Source organism: Tardiphaga sp. 862_B3_N4_1 (assembly GCF_051811085.1).
GTDB classification, from domain to species: Bacteria; Pseudomonadota; Alphaproteobacteria; order Rhizobiales; family Xanthobacteraceae; genus Tardiphaga; species Tardiphaga robiniae.
Map to the genome: position 1 here is coordinate 2,034,073 of NZ_JBPWQB010000001.1, position 21,711 is coordinate 2,055,783.

The 21,711-nt window shown below is 62.0% G+C and carries 19 protein-coding genes; 17 read left to right on the forward strand and 2 right to left on the reverse strand.

Annotated elements, in window-relative coordinates; translation table 11 throughout:
* The first annotated feature begins 37 nt into the window (after nt 1–37).
* The 9 genes from pdhA to AB8B02_RS09535 all read left to right on the forward strand — a co-directional run bounded on the left by pdhA (nt 38) and on the right by AB8B02_RS09535 (nt 8,282).
* Nucleotides 38–1,069, forward strand: coding sequence for a pyruvate dehydrogenase (acetyl-transferring) E1 component subunit alpha (pdhA, locus tag AB8B02_RS09495; protein ID WP_439063792.1), 1,032 nt, complete (start codon nt 38–40; stop codon nt 1,067–1,069).
* Between the two features lie 32 nt (nt 1,070–1,101).
* Nucleotides 1,102–2,502: a pyruvate dehydrogenase complex E1 component subunit beta gene (locus AB8B02_RS09500; RefSeq protein WP_439063793.1), complete on the forward strand. Its 1,401-nt coding sequence runs from the start codon at nt 1,102–1,104 to the stop codon at nt 2,500–2,502.
* A 3-nt stretch (nt 2,503–2,505) separates the two neighbouring features.
* Nucleotides 2,506–2,811 (forward strand): DUF5076 domain-containing protein, encoded by a 306-nt coding sequence (locus AB8B02_RS09505; protein WP_184516285.1) that lies wholly within the window; start codon nt 2,506–2,508, stop codon nt 2,809–2,811.
* A gap of 2 nt (nt 2,812–2,813) precedes the next feature.
* Entirely contained in the window at nt 2,814–4,181 is a 1,368-nt protein-coding gene (locus AB8B02_RS09510) for a pyruvate dehydrogenase complex dihydrolipoamide acetyltransferase (RefSeq protein WP_439063794.1), read from the forward strand.
* 22 nt (nt 4,182–4,203) lie between these two features.
* Nucleotides 4,204–4,635, forward strand: a complete 432-nt coding sequence (locus tag AB8B02_RS09515) for a hypothetical protein (protein WP_175367052.1) — start codon at nt 4,204–4,206, stop codon at nt 4,633–4,635.
* A 47-nt stretch (nt 4,636–4,682) separates the two neighbouring features.
* Nucleotides 4,683–6,104, forward strand: a complete 1,422-nt coding sequence (lpdA, locus tag AB8B02_RS09520; RefSeq protein WP_439063795.1) for a dihydrolipoyl dehydrogenase — start codon at nt 4,683–4,685, stop codon at nt 6,102–6,104.
* Between the two features lie 163 nt (nt 6,105–6,267).
* Complete coding sequence (locus tag AB8B02_RS09525; RefSeq protein WP_093758720.1) at nt 6,268–6,513, forward strand: hypothetical protein; 246 nt, start codon at nt 6,268–6,270, stop codon at nt 6,511–6,513.
* A 289-nt stretch (nt 6,514–6,802) separates the two neighbouring features.
* Nucleotides 6,803–7,483, forward strand: coding sequence for a hypothetical protein (locus AB8B02_RS09530; RefSeq protein WP_439063796.1), 681 nt, complete (start codon nt 6,803–6,805; stop codon nt 7,481–7,483).
* Nucleotides 7,470–8,282 (forward strand): tetratricopeptide repeat protein, encoded by an 813-nt coding sequence (locus tag AB8B02_RS09535; protein ID WP_093758718.1) that lies wholly within the window; start codon nt 7,470–7,472, stop codon nt 8,280–8,282. The genes AB8B02_RS09530 and AB8B02_RS09535 overlap by 14 nt, the downstream gene beginning before the upstream one ends.
* Before the next feature lie 222 nt (nt 8,283–8,504).
* On the opposite strand, the gene xth is transcribed toward AB8B02_RS09535, so the two are convergent.
* On the reverse strand, nt 8,505–9,296 hold the full coding sequence (xth, locus tag AB8B02_RS09540) for an exodeoxyribonuclease III (protein WP_120289926.1): 792 nt from the start codon (nt 9,294–9,296) through the stop codon (nt 8,505–8,507).
* 170 nt (nt 9,297–9,466) lie between these two features.
* Here xth and AB8B02_RS09545 point away from each other — a divergent pair, with 170 nt between their 5' ends.
* The 3 genes from AB8B02_RS09545 to AB8B02_RS09555 are packed head-to-tail and all read left to right on the forward strand — an operon-like array spanning nt 9,467 to nt 14,583.
* Complete coding sequence (locus AB8B02_RS09545; protein ID WP_089264722.1) at nt 9,467–10,597, forward strand: efflux RND transporter periplasmic adaptor subunit; 1,131 nt, start codon at nt 9,467–9,469, stop codon at nt 10,595–10,597.
* A gap of 3 nt (nt 10,598–10,600) precedes the next feature.
* Nucleotides 10,601–13,729: an efflux RND transporter permease subunit gene (locus AB8B02_RS09550; protein ID WP_231080773.1), complete on the forward strand. Its 3,129-nt coding sequence runs from the start codon at nt 10,601–10,603 to the stop codon at nt 13,727–13,729.
* A gap of 11 nt (nt 13,730–13,740) precedes the next feature.
* Nucleotides 13,741–14,583, forward strand: coding sequence for an amidohydrolase family protein (locus AB8B02_RS09555; protein WP_439063797.1), 843 nt, complete (start codon nt 13,741–13,743; stop codon nt 14,581–14,583).
* Nucleotides 14,584–14,609: 26 nt separating this feature from the next.
* On the opposite strand, the gene erpA is transcribed toward AB8B02_RS09555, so the two are convergent.
* Nucleotides 14,610–14,957, reverse strand: coding sequence for an iron-sulfur cluster insertion protein ErpA (gene erpA / locus AB8B02_RS09560; protein ID WP_093758714.1), 348 nt, complete (start codon nt 14,955–14,957; stop codon nt 14,610–14,612).
* A 100-nt stretch (nt 14,958–15,057) separates the two neighbouring features.
* On the opposite strand from erpA, the gene AB8B02_RS09565 reads away from it, so the two are divergent.
* The 5 genes from AB8B02_RS09565 (at nt 15,058) to AB8B02_RS09585 (ending at nt 21,710) form a co-directional block, all read left to right on the forward strand.
* Nucleotides 15,058–16,272, forward strand: coding sequence for a deoxyguanosinetriphosphate triphosphohydrolase (locus AB8B02_RS09565; RefSeq protein WP_439063798.1), 1,215 nt, complete (start codon nt 15,058–15,060; stop codon nt 16,270–16,272).
* 158 nt (nt 16,273–16,430) lie between these two features.
* On the forward strand, nt 16,431–18,224 hold the full coding sequence (gene argS, locus AB8B02_RS09570) for an arginine--tRNA ligase (protein ID WP_439063799.1): 1,794 nt from the start codon (nt 16,431–16,433) through the stop codon (nt 18,222–18,224).
* Between the two features lie 105 nt (nt 18,225–18,329).
* Nucleotides 18,330–19,814 (forward strand): SPOR domain-containing protein, encoded by a 1,485-nt coding sequence (locus AB8B02_RS09575; protein ID WP_439063800.1) that lies wholly within the window; start codon nt 18,330–18,332, stop codon nt 19,812–19,814.
* Nucleotides 19,815–19,860: 46 nt separating this feature from the next.
* Entirely contained in the window at nt 19,861–20,886 is a 1,026-nt protein-coding gene (gene nagZ, locus AB8B02_RS09580; protein WP_439063801.1) for a beta-N-acetylhexosaminidase, read from the forward strand.
* Nucleotides 20,883–21,710 carry a segregation and condensation protein A gene (locus AB8B02_RS09585; protein WP_093758709.1) on the forward strand — a complete coding sequence of 276 codons (828 nt, stop codon included), beginning with the start codon at nt 20,883–20,885 and terminating at the stop codon, nt 21,708–21,710. The genes nagZ and AB8B02_RS09585 overlap by 4 nt, the downstream gene beginning before the upstream one ends.
* Nucleotide 21,711: the final 1 nt, after the last annotated feature.

Sequence of the window (21,711 nt, forward strand, 5' to 3'; positions counted from 1 at the left end):
GTAGGAAGGGCCATTCACTCTCGCATCCGGAATTTTCATGGCCGCACCGAAGAAAAGCGTCGCTCCCGCAGGGCAGGCAACGAGCAATGGCGTAACCCCGTCATCGCCGCCAGATTTCACCCGCGATCAGGAGATGCACGCGCTTCGCGACATGCTGCTGATCCGGCGTTTCGAGGAGAAGGCCGGCCAGCTCTATGGCATGGGCGCGATCGGCGGTTTCTGCCATCTCTATATCGGTCAGGAAGCCATCGTCGTCGGCATGCAGATGGCATTGAAGGATGGCGATCAGGTCATCACGGGCTATCGCGACCACGGTCACATGCTGGCCTGTGGCATGGACGCCAAGGGCGTCATGGCCGAGCTCACGGGGCGCAAGGGCGGCTACTCCAAGGGCAAGGGTGGCTCCATGCACATGTTCAGCCGCGAGAAGAATTTCTATGGCGGCCATGGCATCGTCGGTGCGCAGGTGTCGCTCGGAACGGGTCTCGCTTTTGCCAACCGTTATCGCGGCAATGATCTCGTCAGCCTCGCTTACTTCGGCGACGGCGCGTCGAACCAGGGCCAAGTCTATGAGAGCTTTAACATGGCGGAGCTGTGGAAGCTCCCGGTGATCTACATCATCGAGAACAACCGCTACGCCATGGGTACCTCGGTGACGCGCTCCTCGGCTCAGACCGACTTCTCCAAGCGCGGCATCTCCTTCAACATTCCGGGCGAGCAGATCGACGGCATGGACGTCCGCGCCGTGAAGGCCGCCGGTGACCGTGCGGTCGCCTGGTGCCGCGCCGGCAAGGGTCCGTTCATTCTGGAAATGCAGACCTATCGCTATCGCGGCCACTCGATGTCCGATCCGGCCAAGTACCGGACCCGCGAGGAAGTAGACAAAGTTCGCCACGATCAAGACCCGATCGAGCAGGTTCGCAACCGTCTGCTGGCCGCTGACGTGACCGAGCAGGACCTCAAGGCGATCGACGCCGAGGTGCGTGACATCGTCAACGCATCGGCGGATTTCGCGCAGCAGGACCCTGAGCCCGATGCATCCGAACTTTACACCGATGTGTACCGCTAAGCGCGCGGCTTAAAGACCGATCTGGAGTTATAATGGCCATTCAAGTTCTGATGCCCGCGCTGTCCCCGACCATGGAGAAAGGCAACCTCTCCAAATGGCTCAAGAAGGAAGGCGACACGATCAAGTCCGGCGATGTGATTGCCGAAATCGAGACAGATAAGGCGACGATGGAAGTCGAAGCGACCGATGAAGGGACGCTCGGCAAGATCCTGATCCCGGAAGGGACCAACGACGTCGCGGTCAACACGCCGATCGCGACCATCCTCGCCGATGGCGAAGACGCATCTGCCGCGGCGAGCGCACCGGCCCCCGCGAAGCAGGAGAAGGCCGCAGAATCCGCGCCGCCTGCCGCGGAAGCCAAATCCGCTCCGGCTCCGCAGGAAGAGGCTACAGCGCCAGCAGCTCCGACGGCTTTGATCCAGCCCGATCCCGAAATTCCTGAAGGCACCGAGATGGTGACCATGACCATCCGCGAAGCGCTGCGCGACGCGATGGCCGAGGAAATGCGCAGGGATGAAGACGTCTTCATCATGGGCGAGGAAGTCGCCGAATATCAGGGCGCCTACAAGGTGACCCAGAACCTGCTGCAGGAATTCGGCGCACGCCGTGTCATCGATACGCCGATCACCGAGCACGGCTTCGCCGGTGTCGGCGTCGGCGCGGCGATGTCCGGCCTGAAGCCGATCGTCGAATTCATGACCTTCAACTTCGCCATGCAGGCGATCGACCAGATCATCAACTCCGCTGCCAAGACGCTCTACATGTCCGGCGGCCAGATGACCTGTCAGATCGTGTTCCGTGGTCCCAACGGCGCCGCGGCCCGCGTTGGCGCCCAGCACAGCCAGGATTACTCCGCCTGGTATTCGCAGATTCCGGGCCTCAAGGTCGTCGCACCCTACAGCGCTGCCGACTACAAGGGCCTGCTCAAATCCGCGATCCGCGATCCGAACCCGGTGATCTTCCTCGAAAACGAAATGCTCTACGGGCATTCCGGCGAGGTGCCGAAGCTCGACGACTATATCGTGCCGATCGGAAAGGCCAAGGTCGCACGCGTCGGCAAGGATGTGACGCTGATCTCGTGGTCGAACGGCATGACCTATGCCCTGAAGGCTGCCGAAGAACTCGCCAAGGAAGGCATCAAGGCGGAGGTCATCGACCTGCGCACGCTGCGTCCACTCGACACCGACACCATCATCGAGTCCGTGAAGAAAACATCGCGCGCCGTGACGGTGGAAGAAGGCTGGCAACAGTCGGGTGTGGGCGCCGAAATCGCCGCACGCATCATGGAGCACGCGTTCGACTATCTCGATGCGCCGGTCGCGCGCGTGTCGGGCAAGGACGTGCCGATGCCTTACGCCGCCAATCTTGAAAAGCTGGCGCTGCCGTCGGTGGCTGACGTCGTGGCTGCGGCCAAAGCCGTTTGCTATCGGTGAACCATGCCAGGTCCGAAGGAACAGCCACTGCCACCAGATGTCATGAACCGCGAGGACGCCACCGAGGTGTTGCGCGCATTCGTGCTGGATGGCGGGCTGTCCATCGCCTTCATGCGCGCCTTCGAGGAGCCCGATATGTGGGGGCTCCTGCTCGTCGACATCGCGCGCCATGCCGCACGCGCCTATGCGCGTGAGGCCAACTATTCCGAAGACGAGGCGCTGAACCGCATCGTCGAAATGTTCGAAGCTGAAATCGCGCGTCCGACTGACATGGGCAATACCACGCCGCGGTCGCAACAAGGTCACTGACAATGCCAATCAACATTCTGATGCCTGCGCTGTCGCCCACCATGGAAAAGGGCAACCTTGCCAAGTGGCTCAAGAAGGAGGGCGACAAGGTCAAGTCTGGCGACGTGATCGCGGAGATCGAGACCGACAAGGCGACGATGGAAGTCGAAGCCGTCGACGAAGGCACCATCGCCAAGATTCTGGTGGCGGAAGGTACGCAGGATGTTGCGGTGAACGCTGTCATCGCGGTGCTCGCCGCCGACGGCGAGGACGTGAAGGCCGCGAGTTCGGGAGCAGGGGCTGACAAGCCGAAGCCCGCGCCTGCTGCCGCGGCTCCCGCACCGAAGCCTGCCGCCGCCACACCTGCGCCGGCTGTTGCTTCCGCAGCGAAAGCACCGGCACCGGCGGCTGCGCCAGCTCCGCAGCCGGCCGCTGCACAGAGCAATGGCGTGCGCGTATTTTCGTCACCGCTGGCGCGTCGTCTCGCCAAGGACGCCGGCATCGAACTCGGCCGCATCAACGGCTCGGGTCCGCATGGTCGCGTGGTCGCTGCGGATGTCGAGAAGGCGAAGTCCGGTCAGGGCCTCAAACCAGCAGCCGCAGCTGCCGGCGCTCCCGCAGGTGCAACTGGAGCGATCGGTGCGCCTGCAATGTCCGATCAGCAGATTCTCGGGCTGTACGAGCAGGGCGCTTACGAGAGCGTGCCGCATGACTCGATGCGCCGCACGATTGCGCAGCGTCTCACCGCCGCGACCAACTCGATGCCGACCTTCTATCTCACCGTCGACTGCGATCTCGGCAAGCTCTCCTCCGCGCGCGAGGAGATCAACGCTGCGGCCGGCAAGGACAAGGACGGCAAGCCGCTCTACAAGCTCTCGGTCAACGATTTCGTCATCAAGGCGATGGCCATCGCGCTGCAGAAGATTCCGGAAGCGAACGTGTCGTGGACGGAAGCGGCGATGCTCCGTCATAAGCATTCGGATATCGGCGTCGCGGTGGCGCTGCCGTTCGGCCTGATCACGCCGATCATCCGCCAGGCCGAGATCAAGTCCATTTCGGCAATCTCCAACGAGATGAAGGAATTGGCCGCGCGCGCCAAGGCCAAGAAGCTCAAGCCCAACGAATACCAGGGCGGTGCGTCATCCGTGTCCAATCTCGGCATGTTCGGCATCAAGGACTTCACGGCGGTGATCAATCCGCCGCAGTCGTCGATCCTTGCGGTTGGCACGGGCGAGGAACGGGCCGTGGTGCGCAACGGCCAGATCGTCGCTGCAACCATCATGAGCGTGACCCTGTCCTGCGACCACCGCGCCATCGACGGCGCGCTCGGCGCGGAACTGATCACGGCGTTCAAGAAGCTGATCGAAAATCCAGTGATGATGGTGGTGTGACGCGGCGTCACGGGACAAGTCGATGAAGTTGTTCGGCATGGTCTTGCTGGCGGGTTTTATCTCGCTGATTTGCGGAGTGGCGGTTACGTCAGCGGCCTCGTCGATCATGCCTTGTTACAGCGACAAAGCCGGTTGCGGTATGGGCGAAGCCTACCGGCTGTTGTTCGTGCCCGGATACGTGCTGCTCGCAATGATTGGTTTTGGTATCGCGGCACCTGGCAAGCATCGCGAACGCGCGTTGAAGCTCGCGATGTTGGTGTTGGTACTGGTGGCGGTGTTTGTGATCGCGCTCGGGATGGCGTCGGATGCAAATTCGGGGCGGTCTCCAAATGCGGGCGACCTCATCGATGCAGTACAGATGTCGGTCTCGTACTGGGTCGTCGTCATCGTGCAATGGCTAATGCTGCGGCGTTACCTGCGTTTGCGCGAGGCCGAACGGGAAGCAATATCTTGAATCGCCGCAAGCGCGGCAACGCGTGTTTGAGTTGAACGGGAGCCACAATGGCCGATACATCTTTTGACGTCGTCGTGATCGGTTCCGGTCCCGGCGGTTACGTGACGGCGATCCGCGCCGCACAGCTCGGCTTCAAGACGGCGATCGTCGAGAAGGCCTATCTCGGCGGCATCTGCAATAACTGGGGCTGTATCCCGACCAAGGCGCTGCTGCGCTCGGCGGAAATCTATCACTACATGCAGCATGCCAAGGATTATGGCCTGTCGGCGGACAACGTGACGTTCGACATCAAGGCCGTGATCGCGCGCTCGCGCGGCGTCGTGAAACGCCTCAGCGGCGGCGTCGAATACCTGATGAACAAGAACAAGATCTCGATCATCTGGGGTGAAGCGACCCTGGATGCGCCGGGCAAGTTCACTGTCAAGAAGACGGAAGCCGCAGCACCCAAGGGCGCGATCGGTGCGGGCGGCTACACTGCGAAGCATATCATCGTCGCCACAGGCGCTCGGCCGCGCGTGCTGCCGGGCCTCGAGCCCGACAAGAAGCTGGTCTGGACCTATTTCGAGGCGATGAACCCCGACAAGATGCCGAAGTCGCTGCTGGTGGTCGGCTCCGGCGCCATCGGCATCGAATTCGCGTCGTTCTACAAGACCATGGGCGCCGACGTGACTGTGGTCGAGGTGCTGCCGCAGATCCTGCCGGTGGAAGACGCCGAGATCGCGGGTTTCGCCCGCAAACAGTTCGAGAAGCAGGGCATCAAGATCATGTCCGGCGCGAAGGTGACCAAGCTCGACAAGAAGTCGGATTCGGTCACCGTGACCATCGAAGATGGCAAGGGGGCTACCCAGCAACTCACCGTCGATCGCGTCATCTCGGCGGTCGGTGTGGTCGGCAATATCGAAGGCTTTGGCCTCGAGAAGCTCGGCGTGAAGACCGAGCGCGGCTGTATCGTGATCGACAAATACGGCAAGACCAATGTGCCCGGCATCTATGCCATCGGCGACGTCGCCGGTCCGCCGATGCTGGCCCATAAGGCCGAGCATGAGGGCGTGATCTGCGTCGAGGCGATCAAGGGGATGAACCCGCATGCAATGGACAAGTCGCTGATCCCGGGCTGCACCTATTGCCATCCGCAGGTGGCCTCGGTCGGTCTCACCGAAGCCAAGGCCAAGGAAGCCGGCAAGGACATCCGCGTCGGCCGCTTCCCCTTCGTCGCCAATGGCAAGGCCATCGCCCAGGGCGAGGACCAGGGCATGGTGAAGGTGATCTTCGACAAGAAGACTGGCCAGCTGCTCGGCGCCCATATGGTCGGCGCTGAGGTCGTCGAGATGATCCAGGGCTTTGTGGTCGCTATGAATCTGGAGACCACGGAAGAGGAACTCTTCCACACCATCTTCCCGCATCCGACCATCTCGGAGACGATGAAGGAAGCCGTGCTCGACGCCTATGGGCGCGTGCTGAATACGTAGTCGGAAGCATTTCCGATCGATAATTTTGATCGCCGCATCGTGAAGTTGCGGCGGGCTTACGTTCCGGTCTCCCGACGTTATCTGCCGTCAAGGTCAGATGCGAATGCGTCCGAGGCGCAAAGTGCTGTCATTTCCGAGTGACGCTAAATTCAGGGAGCTTTTCATGAAAACAACGATCACCACTGCCGCGGCTTCGGCCCTCATTGCTCTGACAGTGTCCGGTGCCGCCACTGCGTCAGAGCAGCGCTCTGCACACCGACATGCTCAACCGCAGGCCGTCACAACCTATGGCGACTCACGCGATGCCTTCGCCTATTACCCGGGCTGGGGCCGTGATCCCGTGCTCGTCCGCGGTGTTTATCCCGGGCTGGTCTACGGTGGTGCCACCTCCGCGCCCGCCGGACGTTGAGATCGGCAACGGATGGAAAAGTCGGCCTTGCGCTGACTTTCCGGTAACGCGGCAGCGATTTTAGCCTCGCTCAAAAGGGTTGCCGGTGCGCCACAAATGTTGCTTGGTTGCCACAGTCCCCCAAGATTTAACCCTGTCGTGCTGTGGGTATTGTAACCGCCGCTATTTGGCCACACGCCTTCGTGAAATCATTTCTCACCAGCCAGAAGGCTGGAGCGCTTTGTTGATCGGCGGGATGTCAGTGGGATTGTCCCGGATCGCCGAAGCGGCCTGAGAAACCAGGTTCGCGATGGACGCCAAGACGAACATCAAGTCGCGTTTGCCTAGCCGTCTTATGACGGAGGGCCGGGAGCAGGCGTCGCGTGGCGCGCTCCCCTGCGCGACGAGTCTGGCGACGCTGCGGCGCGAACGGTTCATCGCCGGCCCAGTGCTGCGCGCGCAAGAATCTCGCACCGTCGAAATCTTCAAAAAGACACCATATGGCACCGATTTGAAGCGGGTGAGCCGTTATGTCGCCAAAGACATATTGGAAGTTGCCGACATACTGTTGCTGAAGACGACATTGCTCGATCACAGCCGGTCGCAGGGAGCGTGCCTCACTGCGACGGGGCAGACGATCGCGGAGAAAATGAAGCCCGTGACGCGGAATTCCCATCAGGACGTCATTCGTTCTGCCGACAAGCTGATCGCCGTTATCGGTGACCTTGTTGGATCGAAGGGGACTCTGGCTCCTGACACCTTCGAATCGATGGGCGGTAGCACCATCGGGCGCGAAACCGGTGAGGGCTGCCTTAACGTAAAATTGACCGACAAAGAATTGGCCGCGCACCCGACCAAACGGAAGCGTCGCGCGACTAACCATATGTCAGGGACGCTGTGGACATATGCCCAGCAGGTTGGATCGGCCATTGGTTGCGCCGTGACCCAAACCGGCCGGGCCCACGAGAAATACTGTTATGCGGATAGTTGAGCGTACCATTTTTGTAGCGTTTGCTTTGGGTGCCGCGTCAGTGGCCGCGCCGGCGTTTGCCTTTGATGGTGCGCCCGTTGGCAGCAGCGACGCAGCCCTGCCGGTTGTAACGACCATTCCCGGTGCTGCGCCGGTCTTGAAGAAGTCCGCCAAGCCCGATACCTCGCTGACCGCTCTTCAGTATGCCGCCGAAGGCGGTCATCCGATTGCCCAGTGGAAGCTCGGCCGGATGTATGCCGACGGTAACGGTGTGGCACAGGACGATCTGCGCGCCTTCGAATATTTCAGCCGTATCGCCAATGCCCATGCGGAGGACTCGCCGTCCGCGCCGCAGGCGACCATCGTCGCCAACGCCTTCGTGGCGCTCGGTCGCTACTACCTCGACGGTATCCCGAATTCGAAGATCAAGGCCGACACTGAACGCGCACGTGAGATGTTCTCCTACGCCGCATCCTATTTCGGCAATGCCGATGCGCAGTACGATCTGGCCCGGCTGTATCTGAAGGGCATCGGTACCCCGCGCGACACCAAGTATGGCGCCCGCTGGCTGGGCCTTGCTGCGCAGAAGGGCCAGCACCAGGCGCAGGCGTTGCTCGGCCAGATGCTGTTCAACGGTGAATCGCTGCCACGGCAGATGGCGCGCGGCCTGATGTGGCTGACGCTGGCCCGTGACAATGCCGGCCCGGACGACACCTGGATCCGCGACAGCTACAACAAGGCCATCGCCAAGGCCTCCGAAGACGACCGTGCGATGGCGCTGCAGATGCTTGAACACTGGGTGTCCGGCAAACGGGACTGAGGGTTGTCCCGGACCAAGCGACCGTTTCCGAGCGCGATTACCTCACACTCGACTGTCGTCACCCGGCTTGACCGGGTGACCCAGTAATCGCCAGCCTTCATTATTATCAACGAGTGCTCGCGTCAGGCGCCGCCTCGGAACATTGCCCCGGGCGTTTGCTGGATCGCCCGGTCAAGCCGGGCGATGACGGTTTGTGTTTGGGGAGCGCTTGGCGACGGACCTTTACGCCGCCTCCAGATCCAGGTCGACCCACACCGGCACGTGATCGCTCGGCTTCTCCCAGGCGCGCACATATTTGTCGATGCCGACATCGATGAGCTTGTCGCTGGCCTGTGGTGACAGCAGCAGATGATCGATGCGGATGCCCCAGTTCTTCTGCCAGGCGCCGGCCTGATAGTCCCAGAACGTGTACTGGCCGGGCTCATCTGTGACGGCGCGCAGGGCGTCGGTCATGCCCAAGCCGAGCAGGGTCTGGAAGCTCGCGCGGGTCTCCGGCTTGAACAGCGCGTCGTTGATCCAGGCCGCCGGATTATAGGCGTCTGCTGCCGCCGGGATGACGTTGAAGTCGCCGGCGAGAATCAACGGCTCCTCGGTCTTCAGCCGTAGTCGGGTGAACTCCTGTAGCCGGGACATCCATTTCAGCTTGTAGGGATACTTCTCGGTGTCGACTGGATTGCCGTTCGGCAGATACAGGCAGGCAACCCTGACCACCCCGGATTTCAGCGACACTACGCCTTCGATGAAGCGCGCATGGAGATCCTCGTCGTCGCCCGCCAGCCGGGGCGTGGCTTCCTCCAGCGGATATTTCGAGAGCAGGGCGACGCCGTTGAAGGTCTTCTGGCCGTGGGTGACTACATTGTAGCCGAGCGCCTCGATGGGCTCGCGCGGAAACGCCTCATCGAGGCATTTGATCTCCTGCAGGCAGACGATGTCCGGCGAGCAGTCGCGCAGCCACGTCACCAGATGGTCCAGCCGCTGGCGGACAGAATTCACATTCCAGGTGGCAATTCTCATCTGATGGGATTCCGGTAACAACAATGGCAAAAATACGTCAACGTGGCATACCATCATCCCCGCCAACATGATAAGCTTTAAGCCTAAAGCGCACAGACGCTGTCTTTAAAGCTGCCATGGGCGGGAAAACGGGGGCGACCCGATCTTCTGTACCAGGTGACATGGACCATATGAAGAAACGCACATCGATCGCTCTACTCGTTCTCGTCGGCGCTGCCGCGGTTGCGGCCTACACGACGCGCTCCTCGTGGACCGGTGGCAACACCAATGCACAGGCCCCGCAGCGCGCGCGGATCGTTGCGGTCGAGATTGCCAAGGCGGAACGCAAACCGGTTCCGGTCGATGTCGATTCGATCGGTACAGTAACGCCGATTTCGAGTGTCGCGCTCAAGTCGCGGGTGGAAACCACCATCACCTCGGTGCATTTTGAAGACGGCGCCAAGGTCAAGGAAGGCGATCTGCTGTTCACCCTCGATTCGCGGCAGATTGATGCCCAGATCGAGCAGGCCGAAGGCACGCTGGCCCGCGATCAGGCCCAACTGGCCGGTGCGGAACGCGACGTGCGGCGCTTTACCGATCTGATCGGGAAGGGCGCGACCACCCAGGTGAGCGTCGATAATGCCAAGACCCAATCCGACATCCTGGCCGGAACCATCCGGGCCGATCAGTCGGCGCTCGATAATCTCAAGGTCCAGAAGAGCTACACCATCATTCGCGCACCGTTCTCCGGCCGGATCAGTGCAGCCAATGTGAAGGTCGGCAATTTCGTGCGCCCGGCTGATACGGCGCCGCTCGCCACCATCAATCAGATGGCTCCGGTCTATGTCTCCTTCGCCATTCCGCAGCGTGTGCTTGGCGATCTGCGCGAAGCGATGGCGGCGGGATCGACCTCGGTCATTGCGACCATCCCGAACAGCGGCCGTTCTGAAACCGGCAAGGTGGCGATGGTGGAAAACACTGTGGATTCCACCACCGGCATGGTCACTGTGCGCGGCATCATGAGCAATCCGAACGAAACCCTGTGGCCGGGCATTTTGGTACAGACCAAGTTGATCGTGCGCACCGAGGACGGCGTTGTTGTGCCCACCGTGGCCGTGCAACGCAGCCAGACTGGGAACTTCGTCTTCATGGTGAAGGACGGCGTCGCCCGTGTTCAACCTGTCGAAGTCGATCGCACCTTCCAGGGGATTTCGGTGATCTCGTCGGGTTTAAAAGGGGATGAGGACGTCGTCGTCGACGGCCAGCTCTTGCTGACACAAGGCACACGGGTCGAAGCCCGGGCCCGCAAGGCCGGGGCATAAAACATGACCCTCTCGGAGCTCTGCATCCGTCGCCCTGTGATGACCACGCTCATCACGGCGACGATCATCGCGTTTGGCATTTTCGGTTTCCGGCTGCTGCCGGTGTCGGCGCTTCCGAAAGTGGATTTTCCGACCATCGCGGTGACGGCGACGCTGCCGGGCGCCAGCGCCGACACGATGGCGGCCTCGGTCGCCGGCATCATCGAGCGTCAGCTCTCGACCATCGCTGGTATCTCTTCGATGTCGTCGAGCTCGTCGCAGGGAACGACCCAGATCATCATTCAGTTCGATCTTAACCGCAATATCGATGCGGCGGCGCTGGACGTGCAGACTGCGCTGACGATCGCACAGCGCCGGTTGCCGATCGAAATGACGATCCCGCCGAGTTTCCGCAAGGTGAACCCCGGCGATTTCCCGGTGCTGTTCATTGCGCTGAGTTCATCGACGCTGCCGCTCTCGGCCGTCAATGAATTTGGCGATATCACCATCGGGCAGGCGCTGTCGCAGATTCCCGGCGTGGCGCAGGTGCTGATCTATGGCACGCAGAAATTCGCCATTCGCGTGCAGGCCGATCCCGAAGCTGCGGCGGCTCGTGGATTGTCGCTTGAAGATATCCGTACGGCGGTGTCACGCGCGAACTCCTCGACGCCGGTCGGAACTCTGAACGGACCGAAGCAGGATATCTCGCTGCAGGCATCCGGACAGATGTCCAAGGCCGCCGACTATGGCCAGGTCGTTGTTGCCTGGCGCAACGGCTCGCCGGTCAAGCTGAACGAAGTCGCCAAGATCTATGACGCCGTCGAAAACGACAAGGTCGCGACCTGGTTGAATGGCGAGCGCGCCATCGTGCTGGCGATCCAGAAGCAGCCCGACGCCAACACGGTCGCCGTGGTCGACGGCGTCCGCGCCAAGCTGCCGTCGCTGCGTGCGCAATTGCCGCCATCGGTCGAAGTCAATATGATGATGGACCGCTCGATCTCGGTCCGCGAAGCCGTCGCCGACGTCGAGGAGACATTGCTGATCGCCGTCGTGCTGGTGATCTTCGTGATCTTCCTGTTCCTGCGCTCAGCCTCCGCGACCTTGATCCCCGCACTGGCGGTGCCGATCTCGATCTTCGGCACATGCGCCGCGATGTACATGCTGGACTACTCCATCAACAACATGACGCTGCTGGCGTTGACACTGTCCGTCGGCTTCGTTGTCGACGACGCCATCGTCATGCTGGAGAATATCGTCCGACACATCGAGCTCGGCATGAAGCCGTTCGACGCGGCACTGAAGGGCGCGCGCGAAATCGGTTTCACTATCGTCTCGATCACCTTCTCGCTGATCGCGGTGTTCATTCCCGTGCTGCTGATGGGCGGAATTGTCGGCCGCGTGTTCCGTGAATTCGCGGTGACGATCGCGGTGGCGATCATCGTCTCCGGCTTCGTGTCGCTGACGCTGACGCCCATGCTCTGCGCGCGCGTGCTCAAGGCGCACAATCCCGAGCACAAGGAAAATTTCATCCTGCGCGGTTTCGAGCGCATATTTGCGGCTTGGCTGCGTGGTTACGAATGGGCGCTCGATCGCGTACTGGCACACAAGGGCATCATGTTGGTGGTGACGCTCGCGACCCTCGGCGGCACCGTTTATCTCTACAACATCGTACCGAAGGGCTTCTTCCCGCAGGAGGATACCGGGTTCCTGACCGGTACGACCGAAGCCGCAACCGATACGTCCTTCGAAGCGATGAGTGCGCGGCAGCAAGCGCTCGCCGATCTGCTGAAATCCGATCCTGCCGTCGAATACATCAACAGCACCGTGGGCTCCGGCGGCCCGAATGCGACGGCGAATTACGGTCGTCTGTTCGTTGCGCTGAAACCGCGCCAGGATCGTGATCCCGCACAGGTGGTGATGACGCGGCTGCGCCAGAAGTCGTTGGCCGTTCCTGGCTTGCAGGCCTTCTTCCAGAGCATCCAGAATCTGAACATCGGCGGCCGGCCGTCGAAGAGCCAGTATCAATACGTTCTTCAGGGCAGCGACACCGACACGCTGTATCGCGTGTCGCCGGAAATGCGGGATCGCATCGCCAAGGTGCCGGGCCTGCTCGACGTGACGACAGACCTGTACATCAAGAACCCGCAAATGACGGTCGATATCGACCGCGAAAAGGCGGCGGTCTACGGCGTCACCGTCGATCAGGTTCGTAACCAGCTCTATAATGCGTTCGGCTCGCGTCAGGTCGGCACCATCTATATGCCGACCAACGACTATCAGATCATTCTGGAAGCACAGCCGCAGTTCCGGATCGATCCGAGCGACCTCTCCAAGCTCTATATGAAGACGTCGAACAATCAGACCATTCCGCTGAGCGCGGTCGCGCGTCTGGTGCCAACGGTCGGGCCGCTGCAGATCAACCATCAGGGTCAGCAGCCGGCGGTGACGATCTCGTTCAACTTGGTGCCCGGCTATTCGCTGGGCTATGCGGTCGACCAGATCACGCAAATCGAGGCGGATTCCAAACTGCCGGTGACCATAGCGACGGGCTTCTCTGGCACTGCGCAGGTGTTCCAGGATTCATTGCGCGGGCAGGGCGTTCTGATCCTGGCTGCCGTATTCGCAGCTTTCGTGATCCTCGGCATCCTCTACGAGAGCTTCATCCATCCGATCACGATCATCTCCGGCCTCCCGTCGGCGGGCATCGGCGCGATCCTGACGCTGATGCTGTTCAAGATGGAGATGTCGGTCATCGCCATGATAGGCATCGTCATGCTGGTCGGCATCGTCAAGAAGAACGCCATCATGATGGTCGACTTCGCACTCGAGCGTCGTCGCGTCGGCCTCTCGGCCGAACACGCGATCCGCGAAGCCGCGCTGCTGCGTTTCCGCCCCATCATGATGACCACCTTCGCGGCGATCTTCGGCACGCTGCCGATCGCGCTCGGTGCCGGTGCCGGTGCCGAATTGCGTCAGCCGCTTGGTGTTGCCGTGGTCGGCGGTCTCTGCGTGTCGCAATTGCTGACGCTGTTCATCACGCCGGTGATCTACATCTATCTCGACCGCATCGACCGCAAGCTGAAGCGCAAGCTGCAGCCGCAGCTCGAGGAAGAAGACCACGACGATCGTCCGCGCGTCGTGGCTGCGGAATAGGGATGTCTTCAATGCTGGTGAGAACACTCACTGTGGCCGCTTTGCTGGCCGCACTCGTTGTCGCGCCGGTCCGTGCCGACGATCGGATCGAAATCTTCGACGCCCATATGCATTACAACTGGGAGCCGAAGCCGTATTACCAGCCCGACGAAGTGCTAGAGGTTTTCAGGAAGAATCGCGTCACCGGCATTCTCGCCACCAGCCGCCCGAACACCGGCACCCATGTGCTGATGGACGGCAAGGCCAGCGGCAAGGCAGGCGATCTGCAGGTCGTGCCGTTCATCCGGCCGTATCGCGTGCGCGCCGATATCGGCAGCTGGTTCAACGATCCCGTAATCTTCGATCTCGTGCAGGAGGAGTTCAAGCGCGGCTACTATCGCGGTGTCGGCGAATTCCATCTGACCGGCAAGGCGGCCGATACCGAGATGGTCAAGAAGACCGTCGACTTCGCGGTCGCCAACAATCTCTATCTGCACGCCCATGCGGACGACGAAGCGGTCGAGATTCTGATGCGGCACAATCCGCGTGCGCAGATTATCTGGGCACATACCGGCTTCAGCCTCGCGCCGGACCGTGTCGCAGCGATGCTGATAAAATACCCGAAATTGTGGGGTGAATTGTCTTACCGCAGCGGCATCGTGGACGGATCAGGCAAACTGACGCCGCAATGGCGCGTGCTGTTCGAGCGCTACCCCGATCGCTTCCTGCTGGGCTCCGACACCTGGGTGCCGGAACGCTGGGCGAGCTATGGCGATATCATGGATGGCTATCGCGCATGGCTGGCGCAACTGCCGCCGGCGGTCGCTAAACAGATCGCGCACGGCAATGTGCGGGCGCTGTTCGCCGTGAAATAGACCGATCTAAATGAGCAGAATAGAGGTCAGATCGAGAAGCTGGTCCCGCAGCCGCAGGACGCCGTCGCGTTCGGATTGACGACGCGGAACGAGGCGCCGATCAGGTCATCGACGAAGTCGAGTTCGGAGCCGGCCAGGAACGGTGCTGAGGAGGGGTCGACCAGCACCACGGCGCTGTCACGTTCGATCAGGATGTCGTCGTCCGCCTTGGCGCGCTCGACGTCGAACTTGTACTGGAAGCCGGAGCAGCCGCCGCCTTCAACCGACACGCGGAGCATGGCGCCGTTGCCTTCGGTCTTGAGGATCTCGCCGATCCGGCGCGCAGCACGCGCGCTGACGGTGAGGGGGGCCTCGGTGACTGCAGTGTCGGTCATATCTGGCTCTCCGGGCAGGATTCGAACCATTTGAATCTGCCGCTCCCCATAGTTAAGTGCGGCAGGCTCAGGAATCAATTGGATCAAGGATAAACACGCCGTGTCGGTCGGAATGGCTGCTCCCCGCGCACCCTATGCCTGCGACCCCGATCGCAGCCGCGGACGGCTGTTTTCCGAGGCTCCGAGCCGGACCCGCAGCGCGTTTCGCCGAGATTGCGACCGGGTCATCCATTCGACCGCGTTTCGGCGCCTCAAGCACAAGACCCAGGTCTTTGTGTTCCACGAGGGCGATCATTATCGCACCCGTCTCACCCACACTTTGGAAGTTGCGCAGATCGCCCGCGCCGTAGCCCGGCAACTGGGGCTCGACGAAGACCTGACCGAGACCCTGGCGCTGGCCCATGACATCGGCCATCCGCCGTTCGGCCATGCCGGCGAGCGGGCGCTGGATGCCTGTCTCGAGGCCCATGGCGGCTTCGATCACAACGCACAGACCTTGCGCCTCGTCACGTCACTTGAGCATCGCTATCCGGAATTCGATGGCCTCAACCTGACTTGGGAAACCCTCGAAGGCATCGTCAAGCACAACGGGCCGCTGACGAACGCGTTAGGCGCCCCCGTGGGACGTTATGCCACCCATGGCGTGCCGTTCGGGATCACCGAATATGACCGCACCTTTGATCTGGAGCTGTCCAGCTTCGCTTCGCTTGAAGCTCAGGTCGCGGCGATTGCCGATGATATCGCTTACAACGCTCATGACATCGATGACGGACTGCGCGCAGGGCTGTTCACCGTCGATGACCTCAAGGCGATGCCGCTGACGCAAGGCATGATCGCAGAGATCGATGGACGCTATCCCGGTCTCGACGAGAGCCGCCGCGGCGCCGAACTGGTGCGCGAGCTGATTTCCTATCTGATCGGTGCGGTCGTCGGCGAGACGGAACAACGACTAGCCGCTTTGTTGCCGAAATCCGCGGAGGACATTCGCCGCGGCGGGCGCAAGCTCGTCGCGTTTCGTGCCGACGCGGCAGAAGCCGAGGCTGGGATCAAGGCCTTCCTCTGGCAGCACATGTATCGCCATGAGCGTGTCATGCGGGTGATGGTCGAGGCGGAATGTCTGGTTACCGACCTGTTCGCACGCTATCAGCGCGCGCCCGAGGATCTACCGCCCGAATGGCTGCCCCCTGAAGGCGCCGAGCCGGAATCGGAGGGCGAACAGGCGCGCCGGATCGGCAATTTCATTGCGGGGATGACCGACCGTTTTGCCATCACCGAGCATATCCGGCTCTTTGACTCGACCCCCGAATTGCGTTAGGCGAAGGCTTCTAAGTGCCTTTCGGGGCTACAGATTTCGATCCTTGCCCACTTGGCGGATCGGCCGTCAAAGAATTGGCGGAACGCCCCCGAAACCGCTATTCCATCCTGATGCAATCCTGCCGGAATCCTCCGGCGCAAGCTGGTTCCCGTATCGCCATGGCCTCGACTGTTCCGACCCCGCATCTGTTCGCCAACGTGCTCGCGCGCGTTCACGCGATCTGCAACGCCCTCGTCAGTGAAGGCGTGTTGCCCGCCGGCATCGATCTGTCGCGCGTCGTCGTCGAGCCGACCAAGGATGCGTCGCATGGCGACATGGCGAGCAATGCCGCGATGGTGCTGGCGAAAGAGGCGAAAGCCAAGCCGCGCGATCTGGCTGACGCTATCGCTGCGAAGCTGCGCGAAGACGATCTGGTGACGTCGGTGGATGTCGCCGGACCCGGCTTCATCAATCTCACGCTGAAGTCGTCGGCCTGGGCCGATGCGCTGCGCGCGGTGTTGCGCGACGGTGCCTCGTATGGCCGGAGCGCGGTCGGAGCCGGTGAGAAGGTCAATGTCGAATACGTGTCGGCCAATCCGACGGGACCGATGCATGTTGGCCATTGCCGCGGCGCCGTGTTTGGCGATGCACTGGCGAGCCTGCTCGATTGCGCCGGTTATGACGTCACCCGCGAATACTACATCAACGACGCCGGCGCACAGGTCGACGTGCTCGCGCGCTCGGCACATCTGCGCTACCGCGAGGCGCTAGGCGAAGCTATCGGTGACATTCCGGAAGGCTTGTATCCCGGCGACTATCTGGTGCCGGTGGGGCAGGCGCTCGTGGCTGAGTACGGCGCTGCGCTGAACCAGATGCCCGAGGACAAGTGGCTGCCGATCACGCGCGCCAAGGCCATTTCCATGATGATGGAGATGATCAAGGGCGATCTCGCCGCACTGAACATCTCCCACGAAGTGTTCTTCTCCGAGCGTTCGCTGATCGCAGGCAGCACCGACATGGTTGGCGCGACCATCGATTTCCTGCGCGCCAAGGGCGATGTCTATGAGGGCCGGTTGCCACCGCCAAAGGGCAAGCCGATCGACGATTACGAAGACCGCGAGCAGACCCTGTTCCGCGCCACCGCCTATGGCGACGATGTCGATCGTCCGCTGCTGAAGTCGGATGGCGGTTACACGTATTTTGCGTCCGATATCGCCTATCACAAGACCAAGTTCGACCGTGGCTTCCTCAACATGGTCGACGTCTGGGGCGCCGATCACGGCGGCTATATCAAGCGTGTGCAGGCGGCGATCAAGGCGGTAACGGCAGGGAAGGCTGAACTCGACGTCAAGATCGTGCAGCTTGTGAAGCTGTTGCGCAATGGCGAGCCGGTGAAGATGTCGAAGCGCTCCGGCGATTTCGTTACCCTGCGCGAAGTGGTCGACGAGGTCGGCTCCGACGCCGTGCGCTTCATGATGCTGTTCCGGAAGAACGACGCGGTGCTGGATTTCGACCTCGCCAAGGTGATCGAGCAGTCCAAGGACAATCCGGTTTTCTACGTGCAGTATGGCCATGCCCGTGGCCATTCGATCTTCCGCAATGCGCGGGAGATGCTGGCCGACCTGCCTCTGGAAACCGAGGCCCGCATTGCCTATCTGAAAGACGCGGTAATGGAGCGGCTCGACGATGTTGCCGAACTGGGCCTGATGCGGCAGTTAGCATTGTACCCACGGATGATAGAATCTGCGGCCACGGCGCATGAGCCGCACCGCATAGCTTTCTATCTGTATGATCTCGCCAGCGAATTTCATGCGCTCTGGACGCGCGGACGGGATATGCCTCATTTACGCTTCATTATCACTAATGATGCAGAACTTACCAAAGCGCGATTGGCACTCGTCCAGAGCGTCGTCTCAGTCCTGGCTTCGGGCCTCGCCGTTCTCGGCGTCACCGCACCGGACGAGATGCGGTAGACAGGGGACGGCCGCTCACATGGGGATCTGTGGGTGGTTCTTGATAGCAGCTGTTTCGTTTGAAAAGCGGGTTGGCGGCTTTCCCGAAGGGGATGCGACATCACAATGGCTAATCGATACCAGAACCGACCTTTCCCAGCGGATGACGATTACGGCCGCGACGCTCAATCGCGGACGAAGGGCGAGGGCGATCCGCTCGCCGAACTCGCGCGGCTGATCGGGCAGACCGACCCGTTCGCGAGCAACAGCCGCCCTGCGCCCGCGCCGCGCCAGGCTGAACCGGCCTATCAGGACGAGCCGGAATATGAGGAAGAACCCGCGCAGCCCGGCCCGCCGCCATGGATGCAGCGTGCAGCAGCCCACGAGCCGCAGCAGCAGGAGTTCGAGAATCTTCATCCGGTGCAGCGTTACGGCGCTCAGCATCAGGAGCCGCAGCATCTGCAGCCGGAGGCCGATTATCATCAGGCGCCGGCATTTGCCGCGCATACGGATCATCAGGCGCAGGACTATCAGGGCCAGTACGACCAGGCTCACGCGCCGCATGATCCCAATCGTTATGACGATGCGCTGTATGGCCACGCCGATGGCGCACAGGCCCAGCATCCGCAGGACGATCAGTATCAGGATGATCCCTACGCCTATCAGGACGGTTATGCCGAGCAGGAAGAGGCGCCGAAGCGCCGCGGTGGCATGGCGACCGTCGCCATCGTGCTGGCGCTGGCCGTAGTGGGTACCGGTGCTGCCTTCGCCTATCGTACATTTATGGGATCGGCGCGCACCAGCGAACCGCCGGTGATCAAGGCCGAGCCCGGTCCGAACAAGATCGTCCCGCCGTCGGCGACAGCCGCGGCCGACGGCAAGCCGATTCAAGATCGTCTCGGCGGCGCAGCCCCCGAGCGGTTGGTGTCGCGCGAAGAGCAGCCCGTCAACGTGCAGGATGCCACCAAGGCTGGTCCGCGCGTGGTATTCCCGCCGCTGAACCAGAACGCCAACCCGCCATCGACAGCCAGCGTCTCGCCATCCAACAAGCCGATGGTGGGCAATGGCGCGATGCAGGGCGATGAGCCTCGCAAGATCCGTACTTTTGCCGTCAAGGGTGACCAGTCCGACGCGGGAGCCACACCGGCCGCGCGTCAGGCGCCAGCCCGCATCGCCGCTCCGGCAGCGGTTCCTGCAGCCGCGCCCGCTGCGGCACCGCGCGCGACCAATGCCAACGCATCAGCCAATGCCCCGATGTCACTGTCGCCGCAGGCTGCGCCTCCGGCTGCAGCCGCTCCACCGGCGCCCTCACGTATGGCCTCGACCAACCCGACCCAGCAGGCGGCCCCGGTCGCCTCCGGCGGCGGCTATGTGGTCCAGGTATCGTCCCAGCGGTCGGAGGGTGATGCGCAGGCGTCGTTCCGCGCCCTGCAGACCAAGTTCCCCTCGGTGCTGGGATCGCGTGCGCCGTTGATCAAGAAGGCCGACCTTGGCGACAAGGGGACCTATTATCGGGCCATGGTCGGACCGTTCGGCTCGCAGGAAGAAGCCTCGCAGGTCTGCGGGAACCTGAAATCTGCCGGCGGACAGTGCGTCGTCCAAAGGAATTAACGGCCGTTTCCTTGACCCTGGGCGTTGATGGGGGCTAATCGGCCCCATGAGCACACGCGCATTCATCACCGGTGTATCTCGGCTGGAGCTGACCGCTGAAGAGCGCGCATTTTTGCGCGCAGAACGGCCGTGGGGCTTCATTCTCTTCAAGCGTAATATTGATAATCCAGCCCAAGTCGCTCGACTTGTTGAAGATTTACGCGGCGTGACCGGTGATCTCGATGCGCCGGTCCTGATCGACCAAGAAGGCGGGCGTGTGCAGCGTCTGGGACCGCCGCACTGGCCGGTCTATCCGCCCGGTGCTGTGTTCGGCACGCTCTATGACGCGGACCCGGAAGCAGGCCTCAGGGCTGCCTGGCTCAGTTCACGGCTCATTGCGAGTGACCTTGTGGACCTCGGCATCACCGTGGACTGCCTGCCGTTGGCGGACGTCCCAGTGGAGGGCGCTGATGCCGTGATCGGCAATCGCGCCTACGGCACCACGCCAGGCAAGGTCGCGACCATCGCCCGCGCGGTGACCGAAGGGCTGTCGCAGGGTGGCATTCTACCTGTGCTCAAACACATTCCCGGCCATGGCCGGGCCACCGCCGATACCCATTTCAAATTGCCGATCGTAGACAACACGAAGAGTGAGCTCGAAGCTTCTGATTTCGAAGCATTTCGTCCACTGGCAGATCTGCCGATGGCGATGACTGCACATGTTGTGTTTAGCGCGCTAGACGCCACCCAACCGGCCACGACTTCTGCGACAATCATCGAACAGGTGATTCGCGGCAGTATCGGGTTCCAGGGTTTGTTGATGAGTGATGACGTGTCCATGAATGCTCTGGCGGGATCGATCGCGGAACGTACGCGCGCGATCGTCAGCGCCGGGTGCGACATGGTCCTGCATTGCAACGGCAAACTGGACGAGATGCGCGACGTCGTCAGCGAGACCCCGGTTCTGGCCGGGAAGGCGCTTGAGCGAGCCAAGGCGGCTCTTGCTGCTCGCCGTCAGCCGCAGCCGTTCGACCGTACCGCCGGCCGCGCCGAACTGGACGCCTTGATCGCTCGAGCAGGAGCTAGTGCATGAGCGCTGAGATTTTGTCGTTTGAAACCGGCCTGCCGGCAGAGGTCGTTCCCGATGACGAGCCGTCGCTGGTCGTCGACGTCGAAGGTTACGAAGGCCCGCTCGACCTATTGCTCGCGCTTGCGCGGCAACAGAAGGTCGACCTGCACAAGATTTCGATCCTCGCGCTGGCCGACCAGTATCTGCTGTTCATCGAAGCCGCGCGGAAGATCCGTCTGGAACTGGCTGCCGACTATCTGGTGATGGCGGCGTGGCTGGCATTCCTGAAGTCGCGCCTGCTGCTGCCGGATACGACGGTGCCGGGCGAAGGCCCGAGCGCCGAGGATATGGCGACCGCGCTGGCCAACCGGCTGCGCCGCCTCGAAGCCATCCGCGAAGCCTCGAACAGGCTGATGACCCGGCCGCAGCTCAACCGCGACATCTTCCCGCGTGGCGTTCCCGAGTCGATCGCCGAAGTGAAGCATCCGCGCTTCACGGCGACGCTTTACGATCTGCTGTCAGCTTATGCGACCCAGCGCCAGGCTCGCGTGCTGACGCGCGTCCATCTCGCCAAGCGCACCGTTTGGTCGCTGAGCGAAGCGCGCGCCTCGCTGGAACGGTTGGTCGGCATGGCAGAGGACTGGAGCCGTCTCGATGAATATCTGCTGGCCTATGTCGCCGACCCCGCGCAGCGCGCGACGGTGATGGCCTCGAGTTTTGCAGCTGCGCTTGAACTGGTCCGTGAGGGCACGCTCGACCTCAGCCAGAAAGAAGCATTCGCGCCTTTGTATTTCCGCAAGCACATCGCCCAGCCTGTGCAGGTGGAGCCGGAAGTTCCGGCCGAGTAAG

Excerpts from the sequence above, each read along its gene's own strand:
- argS (WP_439063799.1), top strand. The coding sequence starts at position 16,431 with ATGGCCTCGACTGTTCCGACCCCGCATCTGTTCGCCAACGTGCTCGCG.
- AB8B02_RS09550 (WP_231080773.1), top strand. The coding sequence starts at position 10,601 with ATGACCCTCTCGGAGCTCTGCATCCGTCGCCCTGTGATGACCACGCTC.
- AB8B02_RS09515 (WP_175367052.1), top strand. The coding sequence starts at position 4,204 with ATGAAGTTGTTCGGCATGGTCTTGCTGGCGGGTTTTATCTCGCTGATT.
- AB8B02_RS09575 (WP_439063800.1), top strand. The coding sequence starts at position 18,330 with ATGGCTAATCGATACCAGAACCGACCTTTCCCAGCGGATGACGATTAC.
- AB8B02_RS09545 (WP_089264722.1), top strand. The coding sequence starts at position 9,467 with ATGAAGAAACGCACATCGATCGCTCTACTCGTTCTCGTCGGCGCTGCC.
- AB8B02_RS09535 (WP_093758718.1), top strand. The coding sequence starts at position 7,470 with ATGCGGATAGTTGAGCGTACCATTTTTGTAGCGTTTGCTTTGGGTGCC.
- AB8B02_RS09555 (WP_439063797.1), top strand. The coding sequence starts at position 13,741 with ATGCTGGTGAGAACACTCACTGTGGCCGCTTTGCTGGCCGCACTCGTT.
- AB8B02_RS09505 (WP_184516285.1), top strand. The coding sequence starts at position 2,506 with ATGCCAGGTCCGAAGGAACAGCCACTGCCACCAGATGTCATGAACCGC.
- nagZ (WP_439063801.1), top strand. The coding sequence starts at position 19,861 with ATGAGCACACGCGCATTCATCACCGGTGTATCTCGGCTGGAGCTGACC.
- lpdA (WP_439063795.1), top strand. The coding sequence starts at position 4,683 with ATGGCCGATACATCTTTTGACGTCGTCGTGATCGGTTCCGGTCCCGGC.
- AB8B02_RS09510 (WP_439063794.1), top strand. The coding sequence starts at position 2,814 with ATGCCAATCAACATTCTGATGCCTGCGCTGTCGCCCACCATGGAAAAG.
- AB8B02_RS09500 (WP_439063793.1), top strand. The coding sequence starts at position 1,102 with ATGGCCATTCAAGTTCTGATGCCCGCGCTGTCCCCGACCATGGAGAAA.
- erpA (WP_093758714.1), bottom strand. The coding sequence starts at position 14,957 with ATGACCGACACTGCAGTCACCGAGGCCCCCCTCACCGTCAGCGCGCGT.
- xth (WP_120289926.1), bottom strand. The coding sequence starts at position 9,296 with ATGAGAATTGCCACCTGGAATGTGAATTCTGTCCGCCAGCGGCTGGAC.
- pdhA (WP_439063792.1), top strand. The coding sequence starts at position 38 with ATGGCCGCACCGAAGAAAAGCGTCGCTCCCGCAGGGCAGGCAACGAGC.
- AB8B02_RS09525 (WP_093758720.1), top strand. The coding sequence starts at position 6,268 with ATGAAAACAACGATCACCACTGCCGCGGCTTCGGCCCTCATTGCTCTG.
- AB8B02_RS09585 (WP_093758709.1), top strand. The coding sequence starts at position 20,883 with ATGAGCGCTGAGATTTTGTCGTTTGAAACCGGCCTGCCGGCAGAGGTC.
- AB8B02_RS09530 (WP_439063796.1), top strand. The coding sequence starts at position 6,803 with ATGGACGCCAAGACGAACATCAAGTCGCGTTTGCCTAGCCGTCTTATG.